This window comes from Gluconacetobacter tumulicola (assembly GCF_014174215.1).
Lineage (GTDB): Bacteria > Pseudomonadota > Alphaproteobacteria > Acetobacterales > Acetobacteraceae > Gluconacetobacter > Gluconacetobacter tumulicola.
On sequence record NZ_JABEQL010000011.1, the window covers coordinates 109,948 to 135,740 of the forward strand.

At 66.7% G+C, this 25,793-nt stretch carries 23 protein-coding genes and 1 pseudogene; 8 read left to right on the forward strand and 16 right to left on the reverse strand.

The annotated features are described in order from the left end of the window. Nucleotides 1-117: 117 nt before the first annotated feature. Entirely contained in the window at nt 118-2,019 is a 1,902-nt protein-coding gene (gene dnaK, locus HLH29_RS10160) for a molecular chaperone DnaK (protein WP_182966375.1), read from the reverse strand. 202 nt (nt 2,020-2,221) lie between these two features. Continuing rightward, nucleotides 2,222-2,851 carry a nucleotide exchange factor GrpE gene (locus HLH29_RS10165; RefSeq protein WP_182966377.1) on the reverse strand — a complete coding sequence of 210 codons (630 nt, stop codon included), beginning with the start codon at nt 2,849-2,851 and terminating at the stop codon, nt 2,222-2,224. Between the two features lie 256 nt (nt 2,852-3,107). Here HLH29_RS10165 and HLH29_RS10170 point away from each other — a divergent pair, with 256 nt between their 5' ends. Next, nucleotides 3,108-3,818, forward strand: a complete 711-nt coding sequence (locus HLH29_RS10170; protein ID WP_182966449.1) for a response regulator transcription factor — start codon at nt 3,108-3,110, stop codon at nt 3,816-3,818. A 65-nt stretch (nt 3,819-3,883) separates the two neighbouring features. Next, nucleotides 3,884-5,641 carry a stimulus-sensing domain-containing protein gene (locus tag HLH29_RS10175; RefSeq protein ID WP_246374111.1) on the forward strand — a complete coding sequence of 586 codons (1,758 nt, stop codon included), beginning with the start codon at nt 3,884-3,886 and terminating at the stop codon, nt 5,639-5,641. A 9-nt stretch (nt 5,642-5,650) separates the two neighbouring features. Here the strand turns inward: HLH29_RS10175 and HLH29_RS10180 are convergent, their stop codons facing one another. From HLH29_RS10180 to HLH29_RS10210, 7 genes are all read right to left on the reverse strand, one after another. After that, entirely contained in the window at nt 5,651-7,759 is a 2,109-nt protein-coding gene (locus tag HLH29_RS10180) for a S9 family peptidase (RefSeq protein ID WP_182966381.1), read from the reverse strand. Beyond that, a complete protein-coding gene (locus HLH29_RS10185) occupies nt 7,756-10,143 on the reverse strand; it encodes a penicillin acylase family protein (RefSeq protein ID WP_182966383.1) in 2,388 nt (795 codons plus the stop codon). The genes HLH29_RS10180 and HLH29_RS10185 overlap by 4 nt, the downstream gene beginning before the upstream one ends. A gap of 16 nt (nt 10,144-10,159) precedes the next feature. Beyond that, nucleotides 10,160-11,380: an FAD-dependent oxidoreductase gene (locus tag HLH29_RS10190; RefSeq protein WP_182966385.1), complete on the reverse strand. Its 1,221-nt coding sequence runs from the start codon at nt 11,378-11,380 to the stop codon at nt 10,160-10,162. Nucleotides 11,381-11,610: 230 nt separating this feature from the next. Continuing rightward, nucleotides 11,611-13,230, reverse strand: coding sequence for a serine hydrolase (locus HLH29_RS10195; protein ID WP_182966387.1), 1,620 nt, complete (start codon nt 13,228-13,230; stop codon nt 11,611-11,613). Nucleotides 13,231-13,371: 141 nt separating this feature from the next. Next, on the reverse strand, nt 13,372-14,262 hold the full coding sequence (locus HLH29_RS10200) for a LysR family transcriptional regulator (protein WP_182966389.1): 891 nt from the start codon (nt 14,260-14,262) through the stop codon (nt 13,372-13,374). Between the two features lie 169 nt (nt 14,263-14,431). Continuing rightward, nucleotides 14,432-14,842, reverse strand: a complete 411-nt coding sequence (locus HLH29_RS10205; protein ID WP_182966391.1) for a c-type cytochrome — start codon at nt 14,840-14,842, stop codon at nt 14,432-14,434. 4 nt (nt 14,843-14,846) lie between these two features. Then, entirely contained in the window at nt 14,847-16,094 is a 1,248-nt protein-coding gene (locus HLH29_RS10210) for an FAD-dependent oxidoreductase (protein WP_182966393.1), read from the reverse strand. Nucleotides 16,095-16,293: 199 nt separating this feature from the next. On the opposite strand from HLH29_RS10210, the gene HLH29_RS10215 reads away from it, so the two are divergent. Further along, on the forward strand, nt 16,294-17,250 hold the full coding sequence (locus HLH29_RS10215) for a serine hydrolase (RefSeq protein WP_182966395.1): 957 nt from the start codon (nt 16,294-16,296) through the stop codon (nt 17,248-17,250). On the opposite strand, the gene HLH29_RS10220 is transcribed toward HLH29_RS10215, so the two are convergent. Then, entirely contained in the window at nt 17,211-17,840 is a 630-nt protein-coding gene (locus HLH29_RS10220; RefSeq protein ID WP_182966397.1) for a TetR/AcrR family transcriptional regulator, read from the reverse strand. The genes HLH29_RS10215 and HLH29_RS10220 overlap by 40 nt on opposite strands. A 104-nt stretch (nt 17,841-17,944) precedes the next feature. Here HLH29_RS10220 and HLH29_RS10225 point away from each other — a divergent pair, with 104 nt between their 5' ends. From HLH29_RS10225 to HLH29_RS10235, 3 genes are all read left to right on the forward strand, one after another. After that, nucleotides 17,945-18,514, forward strand: coding sequence for a hydrolase (locus HLH29_RS10225; RefSeq protein ID WP_182966399.1), 570 nt, complete (start codon nt 17,945-17,947; stop codon nt 18,512-18,514). A 29-nt stretch (nt 18,515-18,543) separates the two neighbouring features. Beyond that, nucleotides 18,544-18,990, forward strand: a complete 447-nt coding sequence (locus HLH29_RS10230) for a hypothetical protein (protein ID WP_182966401.1) — start codon at nt 18,544-18,546, stop codon at nt 18,988-18,990. Nucleotides 18,991-19,051: 61 nt separating this feature from the next. After that, nucleotides 19,052-19,528 (forward strand): TM2 domain-containing protein, encoded by a 477-nt coding sequence (locus HLH29_RS10235; RefSeq protein WP_182966403.1) that lies wholly within the window; start codon nt 19,052-19,054, stop codon nt 19,526-19,528. 71 nt (nt 19,529-19,599) lie between these two features. On the opposite strand, the gene HLH29_RS10240 is transcribed toward HLH29_RS10235, so the two are convergent. The 6 genes from HLH29_RS10240 to pqqA all read right to left on the reverse strand — a co-directional run bounded on the left by HLH29_RS10240 (nt 19,600) and on the right by pqqA (nt 23,800). Then, entirely contained in the window at nt 19,600-20,481 is an 882-nt protein-coding gene (locus tag HLH29_RS10240) for a CPBP family intramembrane glutamic endopeptidase (RefSeq protein WP_182966405.1), read from the reverse strand. 136 nt (nt 20,482-20,617) lie between these two features. After that, a complete protein-coding gene (gene pqqE / locus HLH29_RS10245) occupies nt 20,618-21,718 on the reverse strand; it encodes a pyrroloquinoline quinone biosynthesis protein PqqE (protein WP_182966407.1) in 1,101 nt (366 codons plus the stop codon). Then, nucleotides 21,715-22,011: a pyrroloquinoline quinone biosynthesis peptide chaperone PqqD gene (gene pqqD / locus HLH29_RS10250; RefSeq protein ID WP_182966409.1), complete on the reverse strand. Its 297-nt coding sequence runs from the start codon at nt 22,009-22,011 to the stop codon at nt 21,715-21,717. Before pqqD ends, pqqE begins: the two co-directional genes overlap by 4 nt. After that, nucleotides 22,008-22,739, reverse strand: coding sequence for a pyrroloquinoline-quinone synthase PqqC (gene pqqC / locus HLH29_RS10255; protein WP_182966411.1), 732 nt, complete (start codon nt 22,737-22,739; stop codon nt 22,008-22,010). Before pqqC ends, pqqD begins: the two co-directional genes overlap by 4 nt. After that, nucleotides 22,736-23,659: a pyrroloquinoline quinone biosynthesis protein PqqB gene (gene pqqB, locus HLH29_RS10260; RefSeq protein ID WP_182966412.1), complete on the reverse strand. Its 924-nt coding sequence runs from the start codon at nt 23,657-23,659 to the stop codon at nt 22,736-22,738. The genes pqqC and pqqB overlap by 4 nt, the downstream gene beginning before the upstream one ends. Before the next feature lie 60 nt (nt 23,660-23,719). Beyond that, nucleotides 23,720-23,800, reverse strand: coding sequence for a pyrroloquinoline quinone precursor peptide PqqA (pqqA, locus tag HLH29_RS10265; protein WP_012224451.1), 81 nt, complete (start codon nt 23,798-23,800; stop codon nt 23,720-23,722). A 298-nt stretch (nt 23,801-24,098) separates the two neighbouring features. Here pqqA and HLH29_RS10270 point away from each other — a divergent pair, with 298 nt between their 5' ends. Further along, complete coding sequence (locus tag HLH29_RS10270; protein WP_182966414.1) at nt 24,099-25,328, forward strand: AI-2E family transporter; 1,230 nt, start codon at nt 24,099-24,101, stop codon at nt 25,326-25,328. Between the two features lie 89 nt (nt 25,329-25,417). Continuing rightward, nucleotides 25,418-25,793, forward strand: a pseudogene (locus HLH29_RS10275) (helix-turn-helix domain-containing protein); the annotation flags it as partial.

Sequence of the window (25,793 nt, forward strand, 5' to 3'; positions counted from 1 at the left end):
AGTCATGTAATGGAAAAGCGCCCACCTTCAGGGAAGGGGGCGCCTCGCTTGGGCAGGGCGCCGGCCCGAAGGCCGGCGCATGCCGCGCGGTAAACGCCGGCCTGTCTGGCCGACTGCTTACTTCTTGTCTTCCACGTCTTCGAAGTCGGCGTCGACGACCTTTTCGCCGTTCGGCCCGGTGGCACCGGCAGCGCCCGCCCCGGCGGCGCCGGCCTGCTCGGCCTTGTAGACGGCCTCGCCGATCTTCATCGCGGCCTTCGACAGCGTCTCGGACGCGCTGTTCAGCGCCGCCGCGTCGCTGCCTTCCAGGGCCTTGCGGACCGCGGCGACGGCGGCTTCGGCTTCGGCCTTGTCGGCGGCGGGAACCTTGTCACCGGCTTCGGCCAGCGACTTCTCGACCTGATGCGCCAGGCTTTCGGCCTGGTTGCGGGCCTCGACCAGTTCCTTCTTGGCCTTGTCGGCCGCGGCATTCGCCTCGGCGTCCTTGACCATCTTCTCGATGTCGGACTCGGACAGACCGCCCGAGGCCTGGATCTTGATCTGCTGTTCCTTGCCGTTCGCCTTGTCCTTGGCCGACACGGAGACGATGCCGTTGGCGTCGATGTCGAACGTTACCTCGATCTGCGGCACGCCGCGCGGGGCGGGGGCGATGCCGGTCAGGTCGAAATTGCCCAGCAGCTTGTTGTCGGCCGCCATTTCGCGTTCGCCCTGATAGACCTTGATGGTCACGGCGCCCTGATTGTCTTCGGCGGTCGAGAAGGTCTGGCTCTTCTTGGTCGGGATCGTGGTGTTGCGGTCGATCAGGCGGGTGAACACGCCACCCAGCGTCTCGATGCCCAGCGACAGCGGGGTCACGTCCAGCAGCAGCACGTCCTTGACGTCGCCCTTCAGCACCGCGCCCTGCACCGCGGCGCCGATGGCCACGACTTCATCAGGGTTCACGTTGCGGGCCGGCTCCTTGCCGAAGAACTGCTTCACCGCCTCGATGACCTTGGGCATGCGGGTCATGCCGCCGACCAGGATCACTTCCTCGATTTCCGCGGCCGAGACCGACGCATCCTTCAGGGCGGCGCGGCAGGGCTCCAGCGTGCGCTGGATCAGGTCGTCGACCAGGCTTTCCAGCTTGGCGCGGCTCAGCTTCAGCACCAGATGCTTCGGGCCCGAGGCATCGGCGGTGATGAAGGGCAGGTTGATCTCGGTCTCCTTGGAGGAGGACAGCTCGATCTTCGCCTTTTCCGCCGCTTCCTTCAGGCGCTGCAGGGCCAGCTTGTCGGCGCGCAGGTCGATGCCCTGCTCGCGCTTGAACTCGTCGGCCAGGTAGCTGATGATCCGCGCGTCGAAATCCTCGCCGCCCAGGAAGGTGTCGCCGTTGGTCGACTTCACCTCGATCACGCCGTCCGAGATCTCGAGCACCGACACGTCGAACGTGCCGCCGCCGAGGTCATAGACCGCGATCGTGCCGCTGTTCTTCTTCTGCAGGCCGTAAGCCAGGGCTGCGGCCGTCGGCTCGTTGATGATGCGCAGGACTTCCAGGCCCGCGATGCGGCCGGCATCCTTGGTCGCCTGGCGCTGCGCGTCGTTGAAGTAGGCCGGAACCGTGATCACGGCCTGCGTCACCGTCTCGCCCAGATAGGACTCGGCGGTTTCCTTCATCTTGCCCAGCACGAAGGCGGCGATCTGCGAGGGGGCGTATTTCTTGCCCTGCGCCTCGACCCACGCGTCGCCATTGTCGCCGGAGACGATGTTGTAGGGGACCAGACCCTTGTCCTTGGTGACGGTCGGGTCGTCATAGCGGCGGCCGATCAGGCGCTTGACCGCGTACAGCGTGTTGGACGGGTTGGTCACCGCCTGGCGCTTCGCGGCCTGGCCGACCAGCATTTCGCCGCTGTCGGTAAAGGCGACCATCGACGGGGTGGTGCGTGCGCCTTCGCTGTTCTCGATGACGCGGGTCTCGTCCCCCTCGCGGATCGCGACGCACGAATTGGTCGTGCCGAGGTCGATGCCGATAACCTTGCTCATGTATCTTCTCTCCTGTCAGCGGTCCGGACCGGCCCGAAGCACCGGAATGGACCCTAGAAAATCTGCCGTGTGGCGGAACGACTGGACTGTTTTACCACATCCGCACATGCCGCCATGGCTGTGTTCAGCATGTATTCAGCCATGGCGTTCGTTTCAAGAGGGCGCCGTCGCCGGACGGCGGCCGCCCTCCTGCCTGACGGTTTCAGCCCGCCGGCTTGTCCGCCGCCGGAGTGGCGCCCTTGGAGACGACGACCATCGCCGGCTTCAGCAGGCGGCCATGCAGCGTCCAGGCCGGTGTCCAGGCCTGGATCACGGTGCCATGCGCATGCTCGTCGCTATGCTGTTCGGCCATCGCCTGGTGATGGTTGGCGTTGAACGGATGCCCGGCCGGATCGGTGGCGGAGATGCCATTGCGCTCCAGGATGCCCAGGAACGACCGTTCGGTGCTCTCGATCCCCTCGCGCATGCGGGTGATCAGCGCATCCTCGCCTTCGGTGGCGGGGGGCAGGCTGCCCAGGGCGCGCTTCAGGTTTTCCGCGGCCTCGACGACGTCGCGGGCGAATTTCTGCGTGGCATATTGCCGCGCATCTTCCACCTCGCGCCTGGTGCGGGTGCGCAGGTTCTGCATCTCCGCCTCGGAGCGCAGCCATTTCTCGCGCATGTCCTCCAGTGCTGTTTCCAGCTCCTGGACGCGGGGGTGGGTGGCCTCGGCCTGGCCGCTTTCCGGCTGGACCGTGTCCTGATCGTTACCGGGGTGTTGGCCCGGCGCGGACGCCCCGGTCTCTCCGCTCGGAGAGTCGGCGACGTGGGTGGGGTCTGTATCGTGGCTCATGCCTTCTGAAGTAGGTGAGCCCGCGCCCTTGGACAAGGCGTAACGACCACCATCAACGTGATGTTCACGCGGCTTTCCGGCCTGTGCGGGGCAGGAATGCGTGAGGCGAAGATGGATGGATCGTCATGAGCAGGCAGTCATGACATCGGCACATGGCCGGGTCTAAGATGTCGCCCGGACTGTGAGGGGCCGTACCACACCCCGGCCGGACATGAGGAAGGCCGACCCCGGCCTGGAAGGGAGCGAGAACGCCGCGATGGAGCCGACGAAACACACGATCGCCCTGGTCGATGACGACCGGAATATCCTGGCGTCGGTCCAGATGACGCTGGAGGCCGAAGGGTTCAACGTCCGCACCTATACCGACGGCGAAAGCGCGCTGCACGGGCTGATGAGCCGCCCGGTCGACCTGGCGGTGCTGGACATCAAGATGCCACGCATGGATGGCATGGAACTGTTGCAGCGCCTGCGGGCGCGCTCGCAGCTGCCGGTCATTTTCCTGTCCTCGAAGGACGAGGAGGTGGACCAGCTGATGGGCCTGCGCCTGGGGGCCGACGATTACATCACCAAGCCGTTCTCGCAGCGGCTGCTGCTGGAGCGCATCCGCGCGTTGCTGCGCCGCAACGAGGTCAACCGGGTCGAGGCCGGTGGTCCGGCCGTCGGCGGCAGCCTGGTGCGCGGTGACCTGTCGCTGGATGAAACCCGGCACCAGTGCCTGTGGCGCGGCAAGGATATCCAGCTGACGGTGACGGAATTCCTGCTGGTCAAGGCGCTTGCGGCGCGGCCCGGCCTGGTCAAGTCGCGCGACCAGCTGATCGACGCCGCCTATGGCGAGAACATCTATGTCGATGACCGGACCATCGACAGCCACATCAAGCGCGTGCGCAAGAAATTCCGCCAGGTGGACGAGGATTTCAACCAGATCGAGACGCTCTACGGCATCGGCTACCGGTACAAGGAAGACTGATGCCGGTGCGCGGCGGGGTGGGAAGAGTGTCGCCGTCCGGGCTGCTGGCGCAGGCCCGCCGAGCGATGACGTCATGGGCCGAGATCCAGACCCATGATGCCGCGTCGGCCTTCCATGAATATCGGACGCGCCTCGTCTCGCCGCTGATGCGGCGTATCCTGCTGGTCAACGCGCTGCCGCTGATGCTGCTGGCGCTGACCCTGGTCTATCTGAACCAGTTCCAGAACAGCCTGCTGGAAGCCGAGGTCATGGCGCTGCGCGAACAGGCGCGCATCTATGCCGGCGCGCTGGGGCAGAATGCCGTGACCTCCGGTCGCGCGGCGGACCCGGTGCTGGATGCCGGCCAGGCGCGGCCGCTGCTGCTGCGCCTGACCGAGCCCAGCCCCAGCGCCCATGCGCGGCTGTTCGCCCCTGACGGGCAGTTGGTGGCGGACAGCCGGGTCGAGGCGGCGGCGGTCCGGCATCGCCGGGTGCGCGGCCAGATCGATGCCCAGCCCCTGCCCTCGCCCGTCGCGGGCGATGACGGCGACGACCGGGTTGTCGACAGCGCGGCCAAATTGGGGTTTGTCGAGCGGTTCTATGACCGGCTGCTGTCGATGCTGCCGACCCTGTCGGGCACGCGGATCATCACGCTGGACACGCCCGATACCGACCCTTCCGTGCAACCCGTGGCGGGCGGCGGGCAGGCCGCGCCGGAAATGCCGCCCTATATCCGCCGCACCGCCAACCGCCACCTGATCGTGACCGTGGCCGAGCCGGTGATGCATGAGGGCCAGACGGTCGGCATCATCCAGTTGACGCGCCAGGCGCGCGATGTCGACCGGTCGCTGTTCGCGGTGCGGTCGTCGATCCTGTCTCTGGTGCTGGTGGCGCTGGCCCTGACCGTGCTGCTGTCGTGGTACCTGTCGCTGACCATCGCCCGGCCGCTGCTGCGGCTGGCGGCGTCGGCCCATGTCATCCGGGAAGCGTCGGGCCGGTCGGACAGCGTGCCGCCGCGCCTGCTGGCCCGCCGGGACGAGATCGGCGAGGTGGCGCGGGCCCTGCAGGACAGCGCCCGGGCGTTGTGGGCGCGCATGGATGCGATCGAACGCTTCGCCGCCGATGTCAGCCATGAGATCAAGAACCCCCTGTCCTCGATCCGCTCGGCGATCGAAACCCTGCTGCGGATCGAGGATCTGAACCGCCAGCGCCGGCTGCTGTCGATCATCAATGACGATGTGCGTCGGCTGGACCGGCTGATCACCGATATTTCCGATGCCAGCCGGGTGGATGCCGAATTGTCGCGCGCGCGGGCCGAGCCGGTGGCGGTGGTGTCGATGCTGTCGGTGCTGGCCGAAATCCATCAGGCGACGCGCAATCCCGGCCAGCCGATCCTCAGCGTCAGCAGTGCGGCCTCGCCCGACAGGCCGCTGACCGTGATGGCGGTCGAGGACCGGCTGGTGCAGGTGCTGCGCAACCTGATCGGCAATGCGATCTCGTTTTCTCCGCCGGATGGCCAGATCGTGCTCAGTGCGGCATCGGTGCCGGGCGGGATGGTCGAAATCGCGGTGACCGACCAGGGGCCGGGCATTCCGGCCGCCAAGCTGGGCAGCATTTTCGACCGGTTCTATTCCGAACGGCCGACCAGCGAGAATTTCGGCCAGCATTCGGGCCTGGGCCTGTCCATCAGCCGCCAGATCGTCGAGGCGCTGCGCGGCACGATCCGTGCCGAGAACCGCCTGGGGCCGGACGGACAGGTGATGGGCGCGCGCTTCGTCGTCACCCTGCCGCGCGGCGGTGGGGAGGGAGCGGCGCCCGCCACGCGGCGTCCGGTCCAGAAATGACGGGCCGCGCTATGGCGCCTGCCCGACCTGGAGATGGGCGTCGAGAAAGCGCAGGGTCCACAGATAGGCGGTGAGCCAGTCCTGCGTGCGGAGAAAGGCGTGGCGTTCGCCGGGGAAGGCGTGATCCTCGAACGGCACGCCGCGCGCCGTCAGCAGGCTTGCCAGCAGGACGGATTGTTCGAATTCCACATTATGGTCGTCATCCCCGTGGATCAGCAGCACGGGGGCGCGCCAGTGCGCGATATCGGCGGCCGGTGACGATCGCCATTCGGACTCCCGCGCCTGCTGCTTTTCCACGGGCGACAGGCCGGGATGGTCGGGTTCGGTCAGGTCGTGCACGCCATGGAAATCGGCGCCGGCCGCGAACAGGCTGCTGTCGCGGGCCAGGGCCAGCGCCGTGAGGTAGCCGCCCCAGCTTCCGCCCCAGATGCCGATCCGGTCCGGTATCACGTCGGGGCGGGCGCGCAGATAAAGGCCGGCTGCACGCACATCGCCATATTCGCTGGCCCCGGCGCGTCCGATGCCGGGCGCATCGCGGAAGGCCAGGCCATAGCCGGTTCCGCTGCGATAATTCACCGACAGGACGACATAGCCGCGTGCCGCCAGCATCTGGTTCATGATGTAGGCGTTGGAATAATAGCCCATCGGGTGGAAGGCCGGCAGCATCTGCCGCTCCGGCCCGCCATGGACGAAGACGAGTGCCGGGTGCGGACCGGGTGTCGTGGCGGGCGGCAGGAACAATTGCCCATGGATGTCCCGCCCGTCCTCGCCGCGAACATGGACGATCCGGGGGGTGGCGAATGTGAACCCGGTGGGGGTGAGCGGGGCGGCCGGCACGCGGGGTGCGCCATTCTGCAGCACCACCGGATGGGCGGGTCTGTCGACGCTTGTGGCCATGACCGCGACTGCCGGGCCGGCGGTCGTCACGTCCATGACCTGCGCGTCCTCGCCCGTCAGGGGGCTGGCGGGGCCGCCGTCGAGCGGCTGCGACCAGGCGCGCCAATGGTCCACGTCGCCGGCATTCGCCGTATAGAGCAGGCGCGTGCCGTCCGCGGACAGGCGATAGGACGCGATTTCGGCGCCGTCCGGCGTCAGGCAGCGTGGTTCCGCCGGCGCGGCGGCGATCGTGAGCGCGCACAGGCGCAGCCAGCCGCTGCCTTCCCAAGGGAAGAGCAGCCGTCCGTCGCCGGTCCATGCCAGTCCGACGCCTTCCGGCGCCCAGAAGCGGCTCCCCGCCCCTTCCGGCGCTGTCCAGAGCGTGCGTTCCGTGCCGGTCGCGATGTCATAGACCTGTATCGACCAGAAGCTCCCTTTTCCGCGTTCCGCCGTCGGCAGGGGCTTGCGTACCCGCAGGAAGGCGATGGAGCGCCCGTCCGGGGAGAAGGTCGGCATCTGGTCATGAGCCAGGGCGGCGGGCAGGAAGACGGGCGCGTCATCGCCGGACTTCTCCTGCCACAAGGCGATCACATCATGCGATCCGCGATCGATTTCGATCGCCAGCCGCGCGCCGTCCGGCGACCAGTGCAGGGCGGTGATCGCGCCCCGCGTCGTCAGCACCGTCCTGGCGACGCCGCCGGCCCTGCCGACCAGCAATGTGCCGCCATGCGCGAAGGCCAGCAGGCGGCCGTCCGGCGAGAAGGCGGGCGCATGCCCTTCTCCCGCCGCGACGATCCGCCCGTCGGGCAGGACGACGCGCACCGTCTGCTTTCCGGGAATCGGCGCATTGCCGGCATTGGGTGGTGCATCGTCAGGATATTCCGCATCGCCTCCCTCGACGAAGGCGAGCATCCGTCCGTCGGGGCTGAGGGCGAGCCCCCACAGGTCGGTCCCGTCATCCTTCGTGTACGCCGTCACCCGGCGGGGCGCCGCGCCGCCGTCCGAGACCAGGATATTGCGCACGCCGTCCCGGCGCTCCACCCAGGCGATGCGCGGCGTGCCGGCTGCGCCGGTCAGGCCGTTGGCATAGGGCATCGCCAGCAGGCCGGCCAGGCGGGTTCCGTCCTCCGCTGGTGCCGCGCGTGCCGGGAAGATGGTGGCGGCGAGCAGCATCGTGCCGGCAAGAAGGGGGGCGGCCAGAAGGGAGGATCGGACGGTCATGCGGGCGCGCGGCGGGTTCATCGCTGTTGCTCCGGTCGAAGGGTCAGGCGCCGGACGGCGGCGGCGTCGACTCTGTGCGGGCTGAAGGCCAGTGTCTGCATCGCGCCCCGCAGCCAGACGGGCAGGAAATCGGCGTAATGCGGCGAATGCGGGTCGGCCGACTGGCCGGGGAAATTGAGGAACAGGGACCGGTCCCAATCCCCGACATCGCACACCATCAGATAGCTTGCCCCGCCGGTCGCGGCATAGGCGTGTGCCCCGCCCGCCATCGGGCTGTACCAGCGGGCCATGACGGTGTACGGGTCGCCGCCGCTTTCGGCGGCCGGGCCGCCGATGGCGGGAAAGGCCGCTGCCACGGCCGGGACGCTGGCCAGCGGATGGCGCAGGGTGATGGTGTGCAGCGCGCCCCATCGCCAGGCGGCCGGCAGGGGACCCAGCCGCTCGCGCAGTTCGGCCACCGCCGCGCCGAACGTCTCGGCCAGCATCCTGTCCCGTGCCTGCACCGGGTCTGCCCCGAAGCGGGAATCGGGTGACTGGAACAGGGCAAGCTGCACCGTGGCGCCGACCGGGCCGGGCAGCAGGTCGTGCAGGGACGGAGGGATGATCAAGGCGTGCAGCGCGCGTTCCAGCCGCGTCCACCAGACTTCGTACAGCGCCGCCGCCGCGCTGCCGGCGTCGATGCGGCCGTTCCATGCGCGCAGCAGCGCGGCCTCGGCGGCCAAGGCGGGCGGCATGTCGGGCAGCAGCCGCACCATCTGCAATGCCAGCACCGACAGCGTGTCATGTTGCAGCGCCACGCTGTCCGCCAGGGTCGCATGTGGGGTTGCGTCCAGCATCTGGGCCACGCGCTCGTGGCGGAACCGGTCGCGCCATTCGAAGCTGACCCGCCGTTCCTCCGCCGGGTAATCGGGGGGCAGGTTCATCTCGTTCGAGGTGCCGAACCAGCCCAGCGCGGGGTTGAAGCTGCTGGGCAGTGCCTCCAGCGGTTGCAGTCCCTGCCAGTCGTATCGCCCGTCGCCCGGCGCGGGCATCAGCCCGTCATGGCCGTCGGCGCGATGGGGCAGGCCGCCGGCGGCCTGCCAGCCGATATTTCCGTCGATATCGGCATAGGTGAAGTTGGTGGGGCTGGTATGGACCCGCAGCGCCTCGCGGAAGCTCGCCCAGTCATGGGCGAGGTTGATCCCGATATTGGCCAGCAGGCCGTTTGCGCCGGGCGCCAGCCAGGTGGCCGAAACCGCCGTCGCGCGATGGTGTGCCGCGTCCCGCGCCACCACCGGGCCCTGCACGGAATAGAACAGGCTCACCACCCGATCGGCCTCGCCGCGCACCGCGATCCGCGTCTCGACCTGTTCCATCCGCTTCCAGCCACCCTTGTGGGCGTAGCGCAGCGGGTCGTCCGGATCGGTGCGCAGGATGAACAGATCTTCCTGGTCGATATGGAAGTTGGTGCGCCCGAAGGCGATCCGTGCATTGTGACCCTGCATGACGCCCGGCATGCCCGCCGAGCCGCCGCCGATCACGTCCAGCCCCGGCGCCGTGAGATGCACGACATGGCGCGGGCCCGGCGCGCCGAACTCCAGATGCGGATCGTTCGCCAGGATCGGCCGCCCGGTCGCGGTGCGGGTGGGGGCGATGACCCAGGCATTGCTGCCCTCGTTCCGCCGCCTTGTCTCGTCATCGGCCGCCGCGTGCAGGCCGTGCAGCGGCAATGGCGCCTGCAACAGGCCGAACAGCCCGAGATCGGCCTCGGTCACCGCCGCCACATCCAGCCCGTCCGGCACATGCAGCGCATGGGCGGGTTCCAGCGGCGTCAGGATCGTGTCGTAGGCCAGCGCGCCCCGTGCCGCCAGGCGGGCCCGGCGGATCTCGGCGCGGGTATTGCCCGTCACTTCGGCGCGCACGCGGATCAGGTCCAGCACATCCCATTTCAGCGGCGTACAGGCGAAGATCGCGAATTCCGGCGGGAGCAGCGACGGCGTGGCCGCCACCTCGGCGATCCGCGCGTTGATCCCGGCGACATAGGCGCGGGCGCAGTCCTGTACCAGCGGTGGGAAGGCGGCCAGTTCCCGGTCGGCATCGCCCCGGAACAGCACGAGCCGGTTGGCGGTGTCGGAGGGCACGAACGCCGCGCCGAAAATTTCGGCCAGCCGGCCCAGCGACCGGCGGTGACCGAAATCCAGTTCCCACAGCCGGTCCCGCGCCGCCAGATATCCGTCGGCGAAGAAGGCATCCGGAATGGTCCGGGCCCGTACATGCGGCACGCCCCAGCGATCTTCCAGAATCTCGACCGGCCCATCGAGCCCGGCGAGGCCCGCCGGCAAGGGGGTGGCCCCGGCACCGCGCATCGGAAGGGACAGGGTCGCGGCGACGCCGCCAAGAAGAACCGCGCGACGGGTCGCCTGCATCAAGACCTCTCCTTCCTTACCCGATGGCCCGGGCATCGGCCCCGGCCACGATCTGTTTCAGCCGCAGCGCCGAGCCGACCGACAATGTGAAGCCGAGGGCACCATGCCCGACATTGAGCAGCAGATTGGCATACCGGGTGCGCCCGATGACCGGAACACCGGTTGGCGTGGCGGGGCGCAGCCCGGCCCAGGGGGCGTCCTCGCCGTCTCCGAAGGCGCCCGGCAGCGTCTCCGCCACCAATGCGCGCAGTTCGGCCAGGCGCCGGGGGGCTGGCACGGTATCTTCCGCCCCGATATCGACCATCGCGGCCACCCGCAGCCGGTCGCCCAGCCCGGCATAGACCACGCGATTGTCGTAATCCGTCACGCTGACCGAAGGCAGGATGCCGGGTTGCGGCCGCGTGGTGAGGCTGTAGCCCTTCAGGCCGTAAAGCGGCAGGTCGATCCCCAGCGGACGTGCCAGCGCGCGGGAGGCGATGCCTGCCGCGAGGATGACGAGATCGGTCTCGAACGGCCTGCCATCGACAGCGAGGGCGCAGCGGTCGCCCGGGCCGGGACGGAGTTCGGCCTGCCCGCGCACCAGGCGGAAATCCGGCTCCGCCGCCAGTGCCTTGTGCAGCGCCGTGCAGAACAGGAAACAGTCTCCGACCTCGTCCTCTGGCGAGAAGATCCCGCCCGCGAGGCGCGATTGCAGGCTGGCGAATGCGGGTTCGATCGCCGTGCATTCGGCGGGCGACAGCGTGCGTTGCCGCTCCGGGTCGGTGACGGCATGCGCCGCTTTGCGGAATTTGGAAGGATTGCGATACAGAACCAGCTTTCCGGGACGGCGCCACAGGAAATCGTCCAGTCCGGCAGCGCGCCATGCCTGGAGTGCCGCCTGCCCGCTCAAGGCAAGATCGAGCAGGATGGCGGCATTCTTGCGATTCGTGCGCCGGTTGCAGGCGCCCAGAAAGCCGAGCAGCCAGCGCCATTGATGCGGATCGGCCCGCAGCCGCAGCGAAATCGGCGCGTGCGGGCGCAACAGCCAGCCCAGGGCGTCGCGCGCGACGCCGGCATCGGCCAGCGGGCTGACATAATGGTAGCTGAGCTGCCCGCCATTCGCGAAACTGGCTTCCCGCCCGATATCCTCGCGGCGTTCGATCAGCGTGACGCCGTGCCCCTCCCGGACCAGGGCATAGGCGGCGGCGAGACCGATGACGCCCCCGCCGATGATGGTGATGCTCCGTCTGCCGGCCATGGGGTTCCCGCGTCTCGATAGGCAATGAAGCAAGCCTAGAAGTGGGGGACCGTTCCAGCCAATGCAAAGAGGCCATCCTTTCATAACCTGCGGTTAAGGTTTTGTTCTTGTATCATAATGAAATGGTGGGTGGCGGGGCGGTGGTTCTGTTCTTTTTTGAAAAAAAGAACCAAAAAACTTTTGATTCGTTCGGGAGCCTTGTGTTGGGGCGTGTGATGTCCCTGAATGGGCTAACGTCCTTTTGCTTCTTTTTCTTCGGAAAAAGAAGAACTCACCTTCTTCGGATGCAGGTCCTGCGCATCGAAGCTGAAATCGGACCCGATCAGGCGCATGCTCATCCCGACCACCTTGCCCGAGACATCGCGTTCGAACTGCACATAGGCATCGTCGGAGCCGTCCTGCCCGCGATCGTCCCACCGGACCACGAACAGATCGTGCGGCAGGGCCGAGAGTGTTCCACTCAGGCCGTCGGCGTGGCTGAAGGCCATCCGCAGGTCCGGCCCCCGCCGGCTTATGGTGATCGGGCCGCGCCAATCGTCGCGATAGGTGCCGACATAATCCTGCTGCGCGCTTTCGGACAGTGTGATGAAGGGACGCGCGGGGGAGCCGGGGCCGGTGCTGGTGGCTGCCTTTGCCTCTGCCGCGTGTTCGGCGTTCTCGGCATCGCGCCAGTGGGCGATCCAGTCCGCGCTGGTGCCGGTCGCGGCATAGGCGCTCAGCGTGGTTGCGATGGAATAGGTCGCGTTGTGGTCGTCATGATTGGTCAGGATGACGATGCCGGTCTTCAGCTCCGGCAGGAAGGTCATGTAGCTGACCATCCCGTCGATGGTCCCGGTATGCCAGACGCGCTTGTAGCCGAAGAAATCCTCCATGAACCAGCCATAGCCATAGGCGCGGAAATGGGTCCTGGTCGCCTCCGCCGTATCGGGCAGGGGCAGCAGCGCGTGCGGTGCCCATAGCGCGTCGCGGCTGGCCTGGCTGAAGACCTGTCTGCCGTCCGGCGTGCGGCCGCCATCGAGATAGGTCTGGGCCCAGCGGGCCATGCCGTCCACGCTGCACCAGATGCCGCCGGCGGGGGCCACGCCGGGCAGCAGGCGCGATGCCTTGTCGGGCAGGAGGCCGCTTTCGCCCTCGCCGGTGGCCACGTTCGTCTGGCCCTTGACGGGCGGCGTGCTCTGGCAGGCGGGGAGGCCCGCCGCGTCGATCAGGCGCTTCTGGACCACATCTTCCCAGCTTTGCCCCGTCAGCCGTTCGACCAGCGCGCCGGCCACGACATAGAGCAGGTTGTTATAGGCGTACTGGGTGCGGAAGGGCGCCGTGAAGGGCATGAAGGGCAGGCCGGCGAGGATTTCCGGCCGCGTCAGCGTGCTGTGCGAGAACAGCATCAGGTCGCCGGCGCCCAGACCCATGCCGCTATGATGGGTCAGCAGGTCCGACACGCGGAAATCCCGGGTGATCGACGGGTCGGCGACGCGAAAATCCGGCATATGGTCGATGACGCGGTCATCCCAGCCCAGCTTGCCCTGATCGACCAGAAGCGCCAGCGCCGTCGCGGTGAATTCCTTGGTGTTGGAGCCGATGGCGAACAGGGTGCGTCCGTCGACCGGCGCGCTGCCCTTGTCCTCTGCCCGGCGTCCATAGCCGTGGCTGAACACGATCTGGCCGTCATGCACCACCGCCACCGCGATGCCGGGCACGTTGAAGGCCTGCCGGGCGCGTTCGACCGTCGTGTCGATGGCCTGCTCCGTCAGCCCCGGCGGCAACGATGCCGCGCGGGTGGCGTACGGCGCGGACAGAAGAGCGACCGCCGAGGCGGCCATCATGCATGAATGTCGGAAGCGCTGGATCATCGATGGTCCTGAATGCGAAATTCCGGCCCCGGATGATGGACGGGCCGCGAGGAAAACTGTTCCATTAAGAGCACGAAACGTTCGGCCCGTCCCCTCCCCAGATGCAGGTCTCCCTTAACCTGGGGTAATCGTCCCGACGCGTCATGCCGCCAGGGTGGCCAGGTCGATTTCCAGTTCGCTCCGCAACAAGGCAAGAATACTCTGCGAGATGTGCGACAGCGCGTGGTCGGCACGGAAGAGGACGGTGCAGGTCACGCTCAGCGGCGGAGAGAGCGGGCGCGGCCGGGGCAGGCCCGGGTGATGCAGCGCGGTCAGGGCGTCCACGATGGCGCAGCCCCCGCCGAGGCGCACGAGTTCGGCCGCCATGAAATGGGTGCGTACCCGCACCGGCGCCGCGGCCGGAATCCCCGCCTCGTCCAGCGCCATGTCGAGCAGGCGGGCCGTGGGATCGTTCTCGCTCAGGCCGATATAGCGCGCCGGATCGATCGCGGCGAGGCTGACGGGACCCTCCCCGCCCTGGCCGTCGATCATCAGCAGCGGAATATCGGCGATATGCAGTGCGGTCAGCCCGTCGCGCGTGTAATCGCCGAACACGATCCCGAGGTCGAGATCATGGTTGAGGATACGCGACACGATTTCGGTGCCGTGCAGCGCGTCGATCGTCAGTTCCATGCCCGGGTGGTCGGTGCGGTAGCGTTGCACCACGCGCGGCACCAGGCTCAGCCCCAGGCTCGGCACGCAGCCGATGCTGATCGAATGCCCGTCGCGCGCATAGCGCAGATTGTGGGTCAGGCGTTTGAGGTCCGACAGTTTTTCGAAAATGGCATTCACATGCGGCAGCATGATCCGCGCCTCGCGCGTCGGCACCAGCCGGCCGCCTGCCCGCTCGAACAGCGCGAACCCCAGCGATTGTTCGGCGTAGCGCAGCACCTTGCTCGCGGCCGGCTGCGAGACATGCAGAACCTCGGCGGCACGCCGTAGCGAGCCCGTCGTCATGATCGCGTAGAAGACTTCGATCTGGCGCAGGCGCATGGCGGTCTGGACTCCCTTGGGTGGGTTTCTGTTCTTTTTTGGAAAAAAGAACCAAAAAACTTCTGATTCGTTCAGGAGCCTTGTGCTGGGGACACACCACGGCCCTGAACGGATGAAAGTCTTTTTGCTTCTTTTTCTTCAGAAAAAGAAGAGAATATAAAACCCGGCTTTACGATGGACAGGCCAACGCCTTCCGCACCCCGACGCGCACGGTCTTGCCCTGCGGGAGGTTGTTCGCCTCCAGCAGGAACGCGACGATCGCCCGTGTATCGTCCGGCGACAATGTGCCCGGTGCCATCAGCGGCATGGCCCGATGGACATAGGCCTCAAGCGCCGAAACCGGTGCACCCGCCCAATTGGCGACAAAGCGGCCGGTCAGTGCCGGGGTTTGGAAATTCCCGTCCAGATGTGCGCCATGGCACATCGCGCAGGCTGCGCGATAGAGGTCCGCGCCGTGCGCCAGTTCGGTGCAGGCCGTGCTGGCGGCAGGCGGCCGTGCCGGGGCCGGTCCGGGCAGAAGGGCGAGGCCGAGCGCGCATGTGGCGATGCCGCGGGCTATCATGTCTTTGGTTCGCATCATCAGGTCACCCGCCCACCATTGGCATGCGCGCGAACAGGTCGGCGAATACGCCGATGGCGCGCGCGGCCTCCGTCGGGTCGGGATGTTCGAAGGAATTGCCCACGCCCGTCATCTCGCCCAGCCCGTCGAGATCGACGGCCTGGATCATCACGCCGTCGGTCTTCGACAGCAGGGCCGCGCCCCGGTAATCGAGGCCGTAGGGTGCCTCGGGGCGCGGCGGCAGCCACGCCGTCTGGCCCCGGACGGGAATCAGGCTGTCATCGCGCCACCAGTCCCGCGCCGCGTAGCCGGGGCAGTTGATGATCACCTTCTCGGGCAATGCCGTCAGATCCTGCGGGCTGTGGAATTCGCGGATGACGATGCGGCCGCCGGCCTGATGGAACTCCGACAGCAGCAGATGGCCATAGGCGCCGAAATTGTAGATCATCAGCGAATGACGCCGCGCGTGCGGCGCCGCGAACGGGTTTTCCGCTTCCGGAATATCCTCGACCGCCGGGATAATGTCGCGAATCCGGCTTTCGTAGGTTGCGAAATCTTCCGTTGCGCGCGGCATCCTTCCGGGAGCGCCGGCGGGCGGGACAGGTGCCGGCCGGTCGTCGAAGGGCTTGTCCGAGAGGATGTAATTATCCTCGAACATGATTGGCGCGCCGGGCAGGCCGAGATAGGTCCGGTAGGTGGCCCATGAAAACCGAGCCATCTGCTCCCACTGGTCGGCGAAGGCGGGGCCGGCGGTCTGGGTCAGCGCGATCCGGGAATCCGGCGTCCAGCTTCCGTTGGCGCGGACCGAGCGCGTGTGCGGCAGCAGGTCGCGCGTATAGATCGTCACGTCGAAGCCTGCGCGCTGCGCCGTCAGCGCGGCCGTCAGCCCGACGATGCCGCAGCCGATGACGGCAACCCTGCGATTCAGCGTGGCCGCGACCTTGCCGACCACCAGATTGGCCGAACCCCAGGACAGGGACCAGCCGCTGCCGCCATGGCCGTAATTATGGAAGATCGTCTTGTCCCCGATCCGTTCGACATCCAGCCTTGGGCCGGCGGCGCGAAACGGCCGGATACAGACCTTGATGTCGGTGATCTGGTCTTCGCGCGGATGCAGCGGTGCCAGCCGGGGCCGGTGCTGTGGGGCCAGGGCATCCCCCGCCGATGCGGCATGCGGCAGCAGCACGCGTTCGCCCGCCATCATCGTGACCGCGCCCAGGGCGGCTCCGCCTGCGAACACGCCTCGGCGCGAAAGAATCCTGCCTGTATCCATGACCGCGCCGCACCGCCCCGCTGCTTTATCGACCGCTCCATCCTCCTTCGCCGATCGCGGCCCGCTTAGGAAGGCCAAATTTTTCCACAGGTCATAACCCAAGGCTAACCCGCAGGAACCTCGATGAATTGGTATGGTCGGGAAACGAAGATTATAACCTTTTCATAACGAGGCGAATTTGCCGGCGAGGAGATCGAGCATGCCGTTATCCGGAATGCGTTTTCTGACATGCGGTGGCGCCGCCTTGTGCGCGCTGGCTTTTCTGGTCGCGGCGGCCCGGCCGGCCGGCGCGGAGGCTCTGGCGGATTCGGTCGCGCGGATTGCGGCGGGTCAGCCGGGGACATTTGCCGTCTATGCCGCGCCGTCGGGGCAGGCGCCGGATGTGTGCCTGCGCTGTGACGAACCCATCAATGCCGCCAGCACCATCAAGCTCCTTGTCCTCGATGCCGCCTATGCTGCCTTCCGCGACGGTACGCTGAAGCCGGACGAAGCGGTTACCGTCCATAACCGCTTCCATTCGCTGGTCGGTACGCGCAGCTTTTCGCTGGACCAGAAGGAGGATTCCTACGATCCGCTTTATGCCCAGGCCGGCAGGCCCGTCACCGTGACCGAGCTGCTGCGGGTGATGATCCAGTACAGCAGCAACCTCGCCACCAATCTGATGATCGAGCGGCTGGGGGTGATGCCGATCCGTGCCGTCGTCGCGCGGCAGGGGCTGGACGGCATTGTCTTCGGTCGCATGATCGAGGATTTCGATGCCGATGCCGAGGGTATTCGCAATCGGGTCACCGCGCGCGGGCTGGGTGGGTTCCTGCAGAAGCTCGACCATGGTGCCATCGTCGGCGCTGCCGAGAGCCGGGAGATGATCGGCGTCATGCTCGGCCAGACCTTCAACGATATCATCCCGCCCGGCCTGCCCGCAGGCACGCCGGTGGCCCACAAGACCGGGTGGGTCCATGGCGTGCGCAACGATGCCGCGATCGTCTTCCTGCCGAACGGGGCGCACTATATCCTGGTGGAACTGAGCCGCGACCTGCCTGACGAAGCGGCGGGCATCAAGGTGCTGAACGCCATTTCGGAGACCGTCTTCGCGGCCTATCATCGCCGGGCCGCGCCTTATCCCGACCGCAATGGCGTCAATCGGGCTGCGAGGTAGAGCCGGTTCATCAGGCGCAGCTCGGCCGGCGCGCCCGGCGATGTCGGCACGGTCTTCCGGACCATGCCCAGCATCGTCTTCATGCTGTTGAGCACGACGGTCGCGATATCGTCGGCCTCCTGCCGGTCCAGCTTCGGCGCGCAGGCGATCAGCGCGGCGGAAATACCGCCCAGCGCCGTGGCCCGTGACTGCCGGCTGAGTTCGGTCCGGTCGGTGCGGACATCCATCAGGGCGGGAAGCGATTTCACGCGCGGATAGAGCGTGGTCAGCAGATCGATCAGGAGATCGGCCAGTTCCTCTGGCGTGGTGCTGGCCGCGCGCCGGCCGAGCGCGTCGTACGCCTCGCGCAGTATGTCGAGATGCTGGTGCAGCAGGGTGTCGGCGATCGCCTCCTTGTTCGGGAAAAAGCGATAGAGCGACCCGATCCGGGCGCCCGCCTGCTCCGCGATCGCGGCCATGGTCGTCGCCTCGTAGCCGCGTTCGGCGATCAGGTCGGATGCCGCCGCCAGCAATTCCGCCACCCGCTGGCGGCCGACCGCGCGCTGGGGCAGCAACGCGGTGCGATGGGTCCTTGACGAAGTTGAGCCCATGCTCAAATAATGCCCCTGCTTGAGTTTATCCTCAAATTCTATCGAACCCCGCCGGAACCGACAACGCGTCGGGGGAACGAGCGCAACGATATCGGAGCCTCACCATGATATCTCTTCCTGCTTCCCGGACCGCCCTGGTATTGATCGACCTCCAGAAGGGCATCGTCGGCCGTGCCCTGGCGCCGCACACGGGGAACGAGGTGGTGGCGCGCGGCAGGCGCCTGGCCGGTCGTTTTCGGGCGGCCGGTGCGCCGGTGGTGCTGGTCAATGTCGCTTTCGCGCCCGATTTCGCCGATGCGCTGCATGCACCGGTCGACCGGCCGTTCTCCCCGCCGCCGGGTGGTTTTGCCGAGGATTGGACCGAACTGGTGGATGGCCTGGCCGAACCGGGCGACCTGACGGTCACGAAGCGCCAATGGGGCGCCTTCTACGGCACGGATCTGGACCTGCAACTGCGCCGGCGCGGTATCACGACGATCGTACTCGGCGGGATTGCGACCAATATGGGCGTGGAATCCACCGCCCGGGCGGCGCATGAGCATGGTTATGCGGTGGTGGTGGCGGAGGACGCGACGTCCGGCCTGTCGGTGGAGATGCATCGTTTTGCCTTCGACCATATCTTTCCGATGCTCGGCCGGGTGGCGGCCACCGATGCCGTCGAACTGACGGCCTGAACCGCCGCCGGGCGGCACATGCGGGGCAGATGCTCGTGCCGGTCTGGCTGATCCATGGATGTGGCCTGTCGCCCGACCGGGTTGGCTGGCTGATGGTGCCGATGGGGCTGGGCATGATATGCACCTATCCGCTGATGGGGCGGCTCACGGACCGGTTCGGTATCCGCAAACTGACGAATCGCGGTGCGCTGGCGGCGTTCGCGGGTACTCTGCTGCTTGTATCTTGCCCGGCACGGTCTCGCTTTTTCAATCCTGGCCGGCGCGCTGTTTCTGCGGGGGGGGCGATCTGGACGACGCTATGCGCGATGGCCCTGGGCGGGCGGGCATCCGTCAGCCCCTTGATGACCTCGCGGGTCTTTGTCATGGGGCTCGGTCTGTTGTGCGTGCTGCATGCGGTGCTGCTGCTGACAACCCGCCTGCTGCCGGTACGGCTGGCCGGGAGGGGGGCGGGAAAGGCGCCGGGTGTTTCGAATTGACGAAAATTATCCCGGATCTCTAGGTTCACGGAGGTGGCACAGGATTTGCGGGTGGGACAAGATGCGCGGAACCGTTCTCGATTATGACCCCAGGAATGGAGAAGGATTGATCAGCGGGGACGATAATAATCGGTACACATTCAAGGGAACGAGCGTAAGATCCGATTTTTCTTCCCTGAAGAGAGGCGCGAAAGTCGATTTCGACCAGAGCAATGGCGAGGCGCTCTCGATATTCGTCATGCCTGATCCGCCAATGGGCGGCATCAATATAGATATCAATACGTCAGGGGAAAAGTCGAAGGTCGTCGCGGGTCTGCTGGCGTTTTTTCTGGGCGGGTTCGGTATCCATAAATTTTACCTGGGGTACAACAAGGCCGGTATCGTAATGCTTCTTGTTACGATGTTCGGCTTTATCTTTTTTGGGATACCGGGTGCTGTTATCTGGCTGATCGCCTTTATCGAGGGCATTATTTACATCTCGAAGTCCGATCAGGATTTCTACGAGACATATGTTGCCCATCAGAAAGAATGGTTCTGAACGGATGTGCTCGGCCCCCCCTGACCGGGGTCGCTCATGGGGGAGGCGCGACGCAGGCAAGGTGAAGGCGGTCAGGATCCTTTCGGTTGGGATGGCCTGAAAAGCAGGATGGTGACGAGCATCATCAGATACTGCGTGCTGATGCCCGGAACGCTGAACATGACGCCGTTATCTCCTCCGTTGAGCCAGGCGGGGCCGTCGACAAGCAGGTGCACGATCTGGAACGGGTTGTCGTCGGCATGTGGATCGGGCGAGCCGAGGATGATGTCGGAGAAATCGGCGACGGCATGGGCGCCGACACCCAGCCAGAGAGAGAAGGTGACACGGCGAAGGCCGCACAATACGAGCCCGGACAGAAACAGCAGGATAATTTCGACGATATTTTCCCCCTGATTCGCCAGATGGCACAGGGCAAAGACCAGGGACGTTATGAAAGCGGCCGGCCACCAGCCGATGCCGTCTTCGAGCCGCCGCTGCGGATAACCACGGAACCACAATTCTTCCGTAAAGCCGACAGCGGCGAGCGTGAGGGCCGAGAGCAGGATGATGCTGATCGTGACCGGGCCGCTCCATATCAGGCCGGTAAAGCGCAAGCCGCCGAAGAGATATTCGAATGCCGCCAATATCAGGGCACCGACAAGCGATAATCCGCAGCCCTGCGCGATGCGGACGAAGGCCGTCCGGTTAAGGGGAAAACCGCAGAAGGCAGCGTCCCTGTGTTCGATCGCGGCGAAAGCCGCGGTGACGCAGCAGATCAGAAACAGGAGGAAAAGCTCGCTCAGGCACATGTTGCCCAGCTTTGCGATGGCGTGTGCGGCAGGGTCCGAACCAGGCATGTCGGCAAGTCGGGCAAAGCCCGGCAGGTGGATATATCTGAGCACCAGAAACGAAAGAATAAAATATCCCGCAACCGGAGTAACAGTCGATAGGGCGTTGCGCGGAGAAAAGGACATGATCAATCCGAGAATCAATTATTCCATATGAGTGTCGTTCTGTTTCTTGTGACAAGCAAGGCGCGTCCGATAACGAATGGGTTTCCAAAGGGCTTTGCCCTTTGGTGGGTCAAGGGCAAAGCCCTTGCCGCTACCCTCAGCCCGGCGCGTTGCCGTAGCGGCGGTAGACCAGGGGCGGCGGTGTTTCGGGCAGGTCGGCCAGGATCTTGCTGATCCGGGCGTGGTCGGGCGAGCGGGTGCAGACCGGGTCGGTTGCCGCGGCGTCGCCCAGCAGGGCCAGGGCCTGGCAGCGGCAGCCGCCCCAATCCTGTTCCCGCAGGTCGCAGCCGCGACAGGGTTCGGGCATCCAGTCCGTGCCGCGAAACAGGCGGAAGAGCGGCGCGTCGGCCCAGATTGCTGCCAGGCTGTCGGTGCGGATGTCGGGGATGGGTACGCTCTTGATCGTCTCGGCGGCGTGGCAGGGCAGGACGTGCCCGGTGGGCGAGACATTGACGAAGCGCCGACCCCAGCCGCCCATGCAGGGCTTGGGCTGGTCGGCGTAGTAATCGGGGGTGACGTAGTCGATCGCGAGCTTTCCGGCCAGCCGCGTGCGGGCCTCTTCCACCGCCCGGGTCGCTTCTTCAAGCTGGGCGCGGCTGGGCATCAGGGCGGCACGGTTGACCAGCCCCCAGCCGTAATATTGGGTGTGCGCGATCTCGGCCCGGCGCGCGCCCAGTTCCACCGCCAGGTCCAGCATGCGGCCGATGCGGCCGACATTGCCGCGATGGATGACGAAATTCGTCGTCAGCGGCATGCCCTCGGCCACGATCAGACGCGCGGCCGCCAGTTTCTTGGCCTGCGCGCCCGGCATGCCGCCCATGGTCTCGGCCGGCGCGGTATCGACGTCCTGGAACGAGAGCTGCACATGGTCCAGCCGGGCCTCGGCCAGTTGCGCCAGGCTGGCTTCGGTCAGCAGCACGCCGGAGGTGATGAGGTTGGTGTACAGCCCCAGCGACGCCGCGTGACGCACCAGTTGCGGCAGGTCGCGGCGGGCCATCGGCTCGCCGCCCGAAAAATGGACCTGCAACACGCCCAGTTCCGCCGCCTGATCCAGCACGCGGAGCCAGTCGTCGGTCGCCAGTTCGTTTTCCCGCCCGTCCAGTGCCAGCGGGTTGGAGCAGTACGGGCATTGCAGCGGACAGCGGTGCGTCAGCTCGGCCAGCAGGCTCATCGGTGGCAGGACGGGGGCGTTGGTCATGCGGTCAGTACCTGCCGCTGGGTCAGGCTGGCGATCATCTCCAGCACGTCATGGGCGATGACCGGGCGGGGGGCGGCGAACCGTTCGGCCAGGATGTCGATGATGGCGGCGACCGGCCGCGTGCCGTCCACCAGGCGCAGGATCTCGGCGGCGATCGGGTCGGCGATGAAGGCGCGTTCCGGCGCCTGGATCACCCACTGGTCGCGCACCCGGTCGTGCTGCAGCCGGGTCCCGCGCAGGAAGCGGACGACACTCTCTTCGGCGACCGGCGGCAGGGCGGGGGTGTCGGTCATGCGGGCGTGAAGGCGCCGGGCGGGATGCGGCCGGGGACGACATAGGCGTAATCCAGCGCGTCCAGCATCGACCACAGCACGGCGCATTTGAAGGTCAGCGCGTCCAGCACCGCTTTCTGCTCGGCAACGGTGCGGGCATGTTCGCGGACATAGGCCAGGGCGAAGTCGGAATCGCGCGGGGCCTGGGTCAGCCGGGGCTGGAAATAGGCCAGCGTTTCCGGGGTGACGAAATCATAATGGTGCAGCATGCCCGCCACGCGCTCGCTGATGATGGTGGGCGAGAACAGTTCGGTCAGCGACGAGGCGATGGCTTCCAGGATCGAGCGGTCGCGCACGAAATCCACATAGGCATCGACCGCGAAGCGGGTGGCGGGCAGCAGCCCTTCCAGCGACTCGACATAGGCGCGGTCCAGCCCCACGCCATCGGTGAGCTTCAGCCAGCGGGCCACGCCGCCGGTGCCCGGGGCGTCGCCGTCATGATCGACCAGACGCCGCCGCCATTCGCGGCGCAGTTCCGCCGTCGGCAGGCGGGCCAGCAGGGTCGCGTCCTTGGCGGGGATGCGGCACTGGTAATAATAGCGGTTCAGCGCCCAGGCCTGGACCTGGCCCTTCGTCAGGCGCCCGTCATGCAGCGCCCGGTGGAACGGGTGCAGATTGTGGTAGCGCTCGGCGCCGATGGCGCGCAGCGCGGCCTCCAGTTCGTCAGGGGAGAGTGGAAGGCCCGTCATACCGTCATCCTCATACCGTCGAAGGCCACGTCCCATCCCGCCGCGCGGGCTGCCGCGCGCTCGGGGCTGTCGGCCAGCAGGACGGGGTTGGAATTGTTGATGTGGATCAGAATCCTGTGCCCGATGTCCAGATCGGCCAGGGCGCTGATGGTGCCGTCCGTGCCGCTGACCGACATATGGCCCATGCGCTGCCCGGTCTTCTGCCCCACGCCTGCGCGCAGCATTTCGTCGTCGGTCCAGAGCGTGCCGTCGAAGAACACGATATCCGCCCCCCGCAGGCGTGCCCGCAGCGCGTCGGTCATGCGCGCACAGCCGGGAATGAAGAAGACGTGGCGTGTGCCGTCGGTGATCGCCAGCCCCACGGTCTCGCCATTCTCGACGATGGCGGCGGGGTCGGGGCCGGTTTCGGCATAGAGCGGCACCTTGCCCGGCACCGCGAAGGGGGTGATCGTCAGCCCGGCCGGTTTTCCATCGGGCAGGGTCAGCGCATGGGGCGCGTCCAGCGCCAGGGCCAGGCGCGGCACGACGGCGCGGTCCAGCGCCTCGAAGATCGGGTTGGCATCCAGCAGGTCCAGCACCGGGCGGGTGCCCAGCAGGGTGAAGGGCTGGCGCTCGCGCAGGGTCAGCAGGCCAGTCACGGTATCGACCTCGCCCCCGGTCAGGATCACCCCGGCGATGGGGGTCGAGCGCAGGCCCTCATGCGGGTGCAGCGCCGGCGTCTGGCCGATCTGCGTGCGCAGGTCCGGGGAGGCATTGACGACGAACCAGTGGACGCCATCGCCGCTGATGGCGATCGAGGCCTGGGTCCTGGGCAGGGCGTCGGGGTCGCCCGCCCGGGCCCGCCGGCATCCGGGTGCGTTGGAATTCCATTGCGGAAAGCCGCCGCCAGCGGCCGCGCCGAGAACGATGATGTCGATCATGGCGCAGATATCTAGAACAGAAACGCCGCCCGCACGAGGCAGGGCGGCGTCTCATGCGGCTTATTTCTTCTGGCCGCAGACGTAGCTGTTGATTTCCGCGCCCAGCGGAACTTCGGTGATCTTCGGAGCAGTCCAGGCCATGTGATCCTCCATCATTCAGGTCATGAAGGCGGGGCTCCCGCTTTCAAGGTGGATGTGACGCCCGATGGCGCCGGCTTTCAAGTCTTGATCACGGCATTTTCCGGACCATTGCCGTCGGGATCACTCACGTTTCTGTGAATTCGGGCTGCCGGAGAGGACCCTCATGCACCGCGCCCGACGCGTGGCACCAATGCTGATACGCGTTATGCCTTGCGTCGGCGCGGGCGGGGGACTACGCCACCTCCCATGGCGGTTGGGACGGGTCCTGTCCGCCGGTTGCCGTTGGCGAGGCTGGGGCATGCAACTGGCTCCCGAGAGCGAAGAAGCCGATACGTTCGAGGCGCGCCAGCAGCAGCGGGCCAGAGAGGTCGTGCGCCGCAGCCGCTTCAGCGCGCAGACCATCTGCCTGCTGATCCTGACGGTGCTGGCGGTCTTCTACACGTTGTATTTCGCGGCGGCGATCATCCTGCCGATCGTGCTGGCGCTGGTCGCCAACCTGCTGCTGTCCGCGCCGATGCGCATACTGCATGCGCGGTTGCGGCTGCCCAAGACGCTGGCGGCGCTGTTCCTGATCCTGTGCCTGTTCGGGGTGGTGGGGGCGATCGGCACCGCCATTTCGGTGCCCGCCGCCGGCTGGATCAGCCGCGCGCCGCAGACCATGGCCGCGATCCAGACCCATATGGCGGTCCTGGGCGGGCCGCTGCGGATGATTCAGGCTGCCAACGAACGGATCGAGAACTTCCTGGCCGTGGTCAGCGGCCGGAGCGGCCATGGCGGCGGGCACGTCGCGCTGCTGGCGCCGTCCGCGCCGTCGGCCGAAGGGGGGCTGGGCACCTTTGGTTCCAGCGTGCTGCTGGGGACGCGGGCGTTCGTGGGCCAGCTCTTCACCATGATGCTGATGCTGTTCTTCCTGCTGGCGCAGGGCGACAGCCTGCTGCGGCGCTTCGTGGAGATCATGCCGACCTTCGCCGACAAGCGCCGCGCGGTGCAGATCGCCTACCAGATCGAACGCAACGTCTCGCTGTACCTGACGACGATCACGATCATCAACGTGCTGGTCGGGCTGGCGAACATGCTGCAATGCTGGGCGTTCGGCCTGCCCAACCCGCTGCTGTGGGGCGTGCTGGCCTTTCTGCTGAACTACATCCCCATCATCGGTCCGCTGACCGGGATCGTGATCTATTTCGTCATCAGCCTGTTCGTCTTTCCCTCGGTTCTTCAGGCGCTGCTGCCGCCGATGGTCTATCTGTGCATCCATCTGATGGAAGGCGAGACGATCACCCCGATGGTCCTGGCCCGGCGCTTCACGCTCAATCCCGTGCTGGTCATGGGGTCGCTGATGTTCTGGGACTGGCTGTGGGGGGTCTGGGGGGCCTTCCTGTCGGTGCCGATGCTCGCGGTCTTCAAGATCATCTGCGACCATGTCGAGGTGCTGACGCCGATCGGCCATATCGTGGGCGGCCCCACGCGCGGCCCGAAGGCGCATCCGCCCACCGGTATTCCCGAGCCGAGCCACGAGGCCGATTAGAGCGGAATTCGATCTGAATGAATCTTCAGGGGTACCCAAGCGGGCGTATTTGTGATTCAACATGATGGCCGGATGGGAGGCCGGCGGTCATGTCGAAAGCTCTGTCGGTGGATCTTCGTAGCCGTGTTCTGGCTGCGGTTTCGGGAGGTGCGAGCCACCGGGTTGCTGCGGCGCGATTTGGCGTGAGTGCTGCGAGCGTGAGCCGATGGCGTGCGCTTGAACGGGAGAAGGGCAAGATCGCGCCCGGCCCCCTGGGCGGAGATCGACGGTCGGGTCGTATCGAGAAACACCATGAGCTGATCCGTCGCCTGTTGGCGGAAAAACCCGATATCAGCACGATCGAACTGCAAGCGGCCTTGCGTGGCCTGGGTCATGATTTTGGCTACGGCTCCCTGTGGCGTTTCTTCAAACGTCATGGGCTGACGCGTAAAAAAAGACCGGCCACGCCAGCGAGCAGGACCGCCC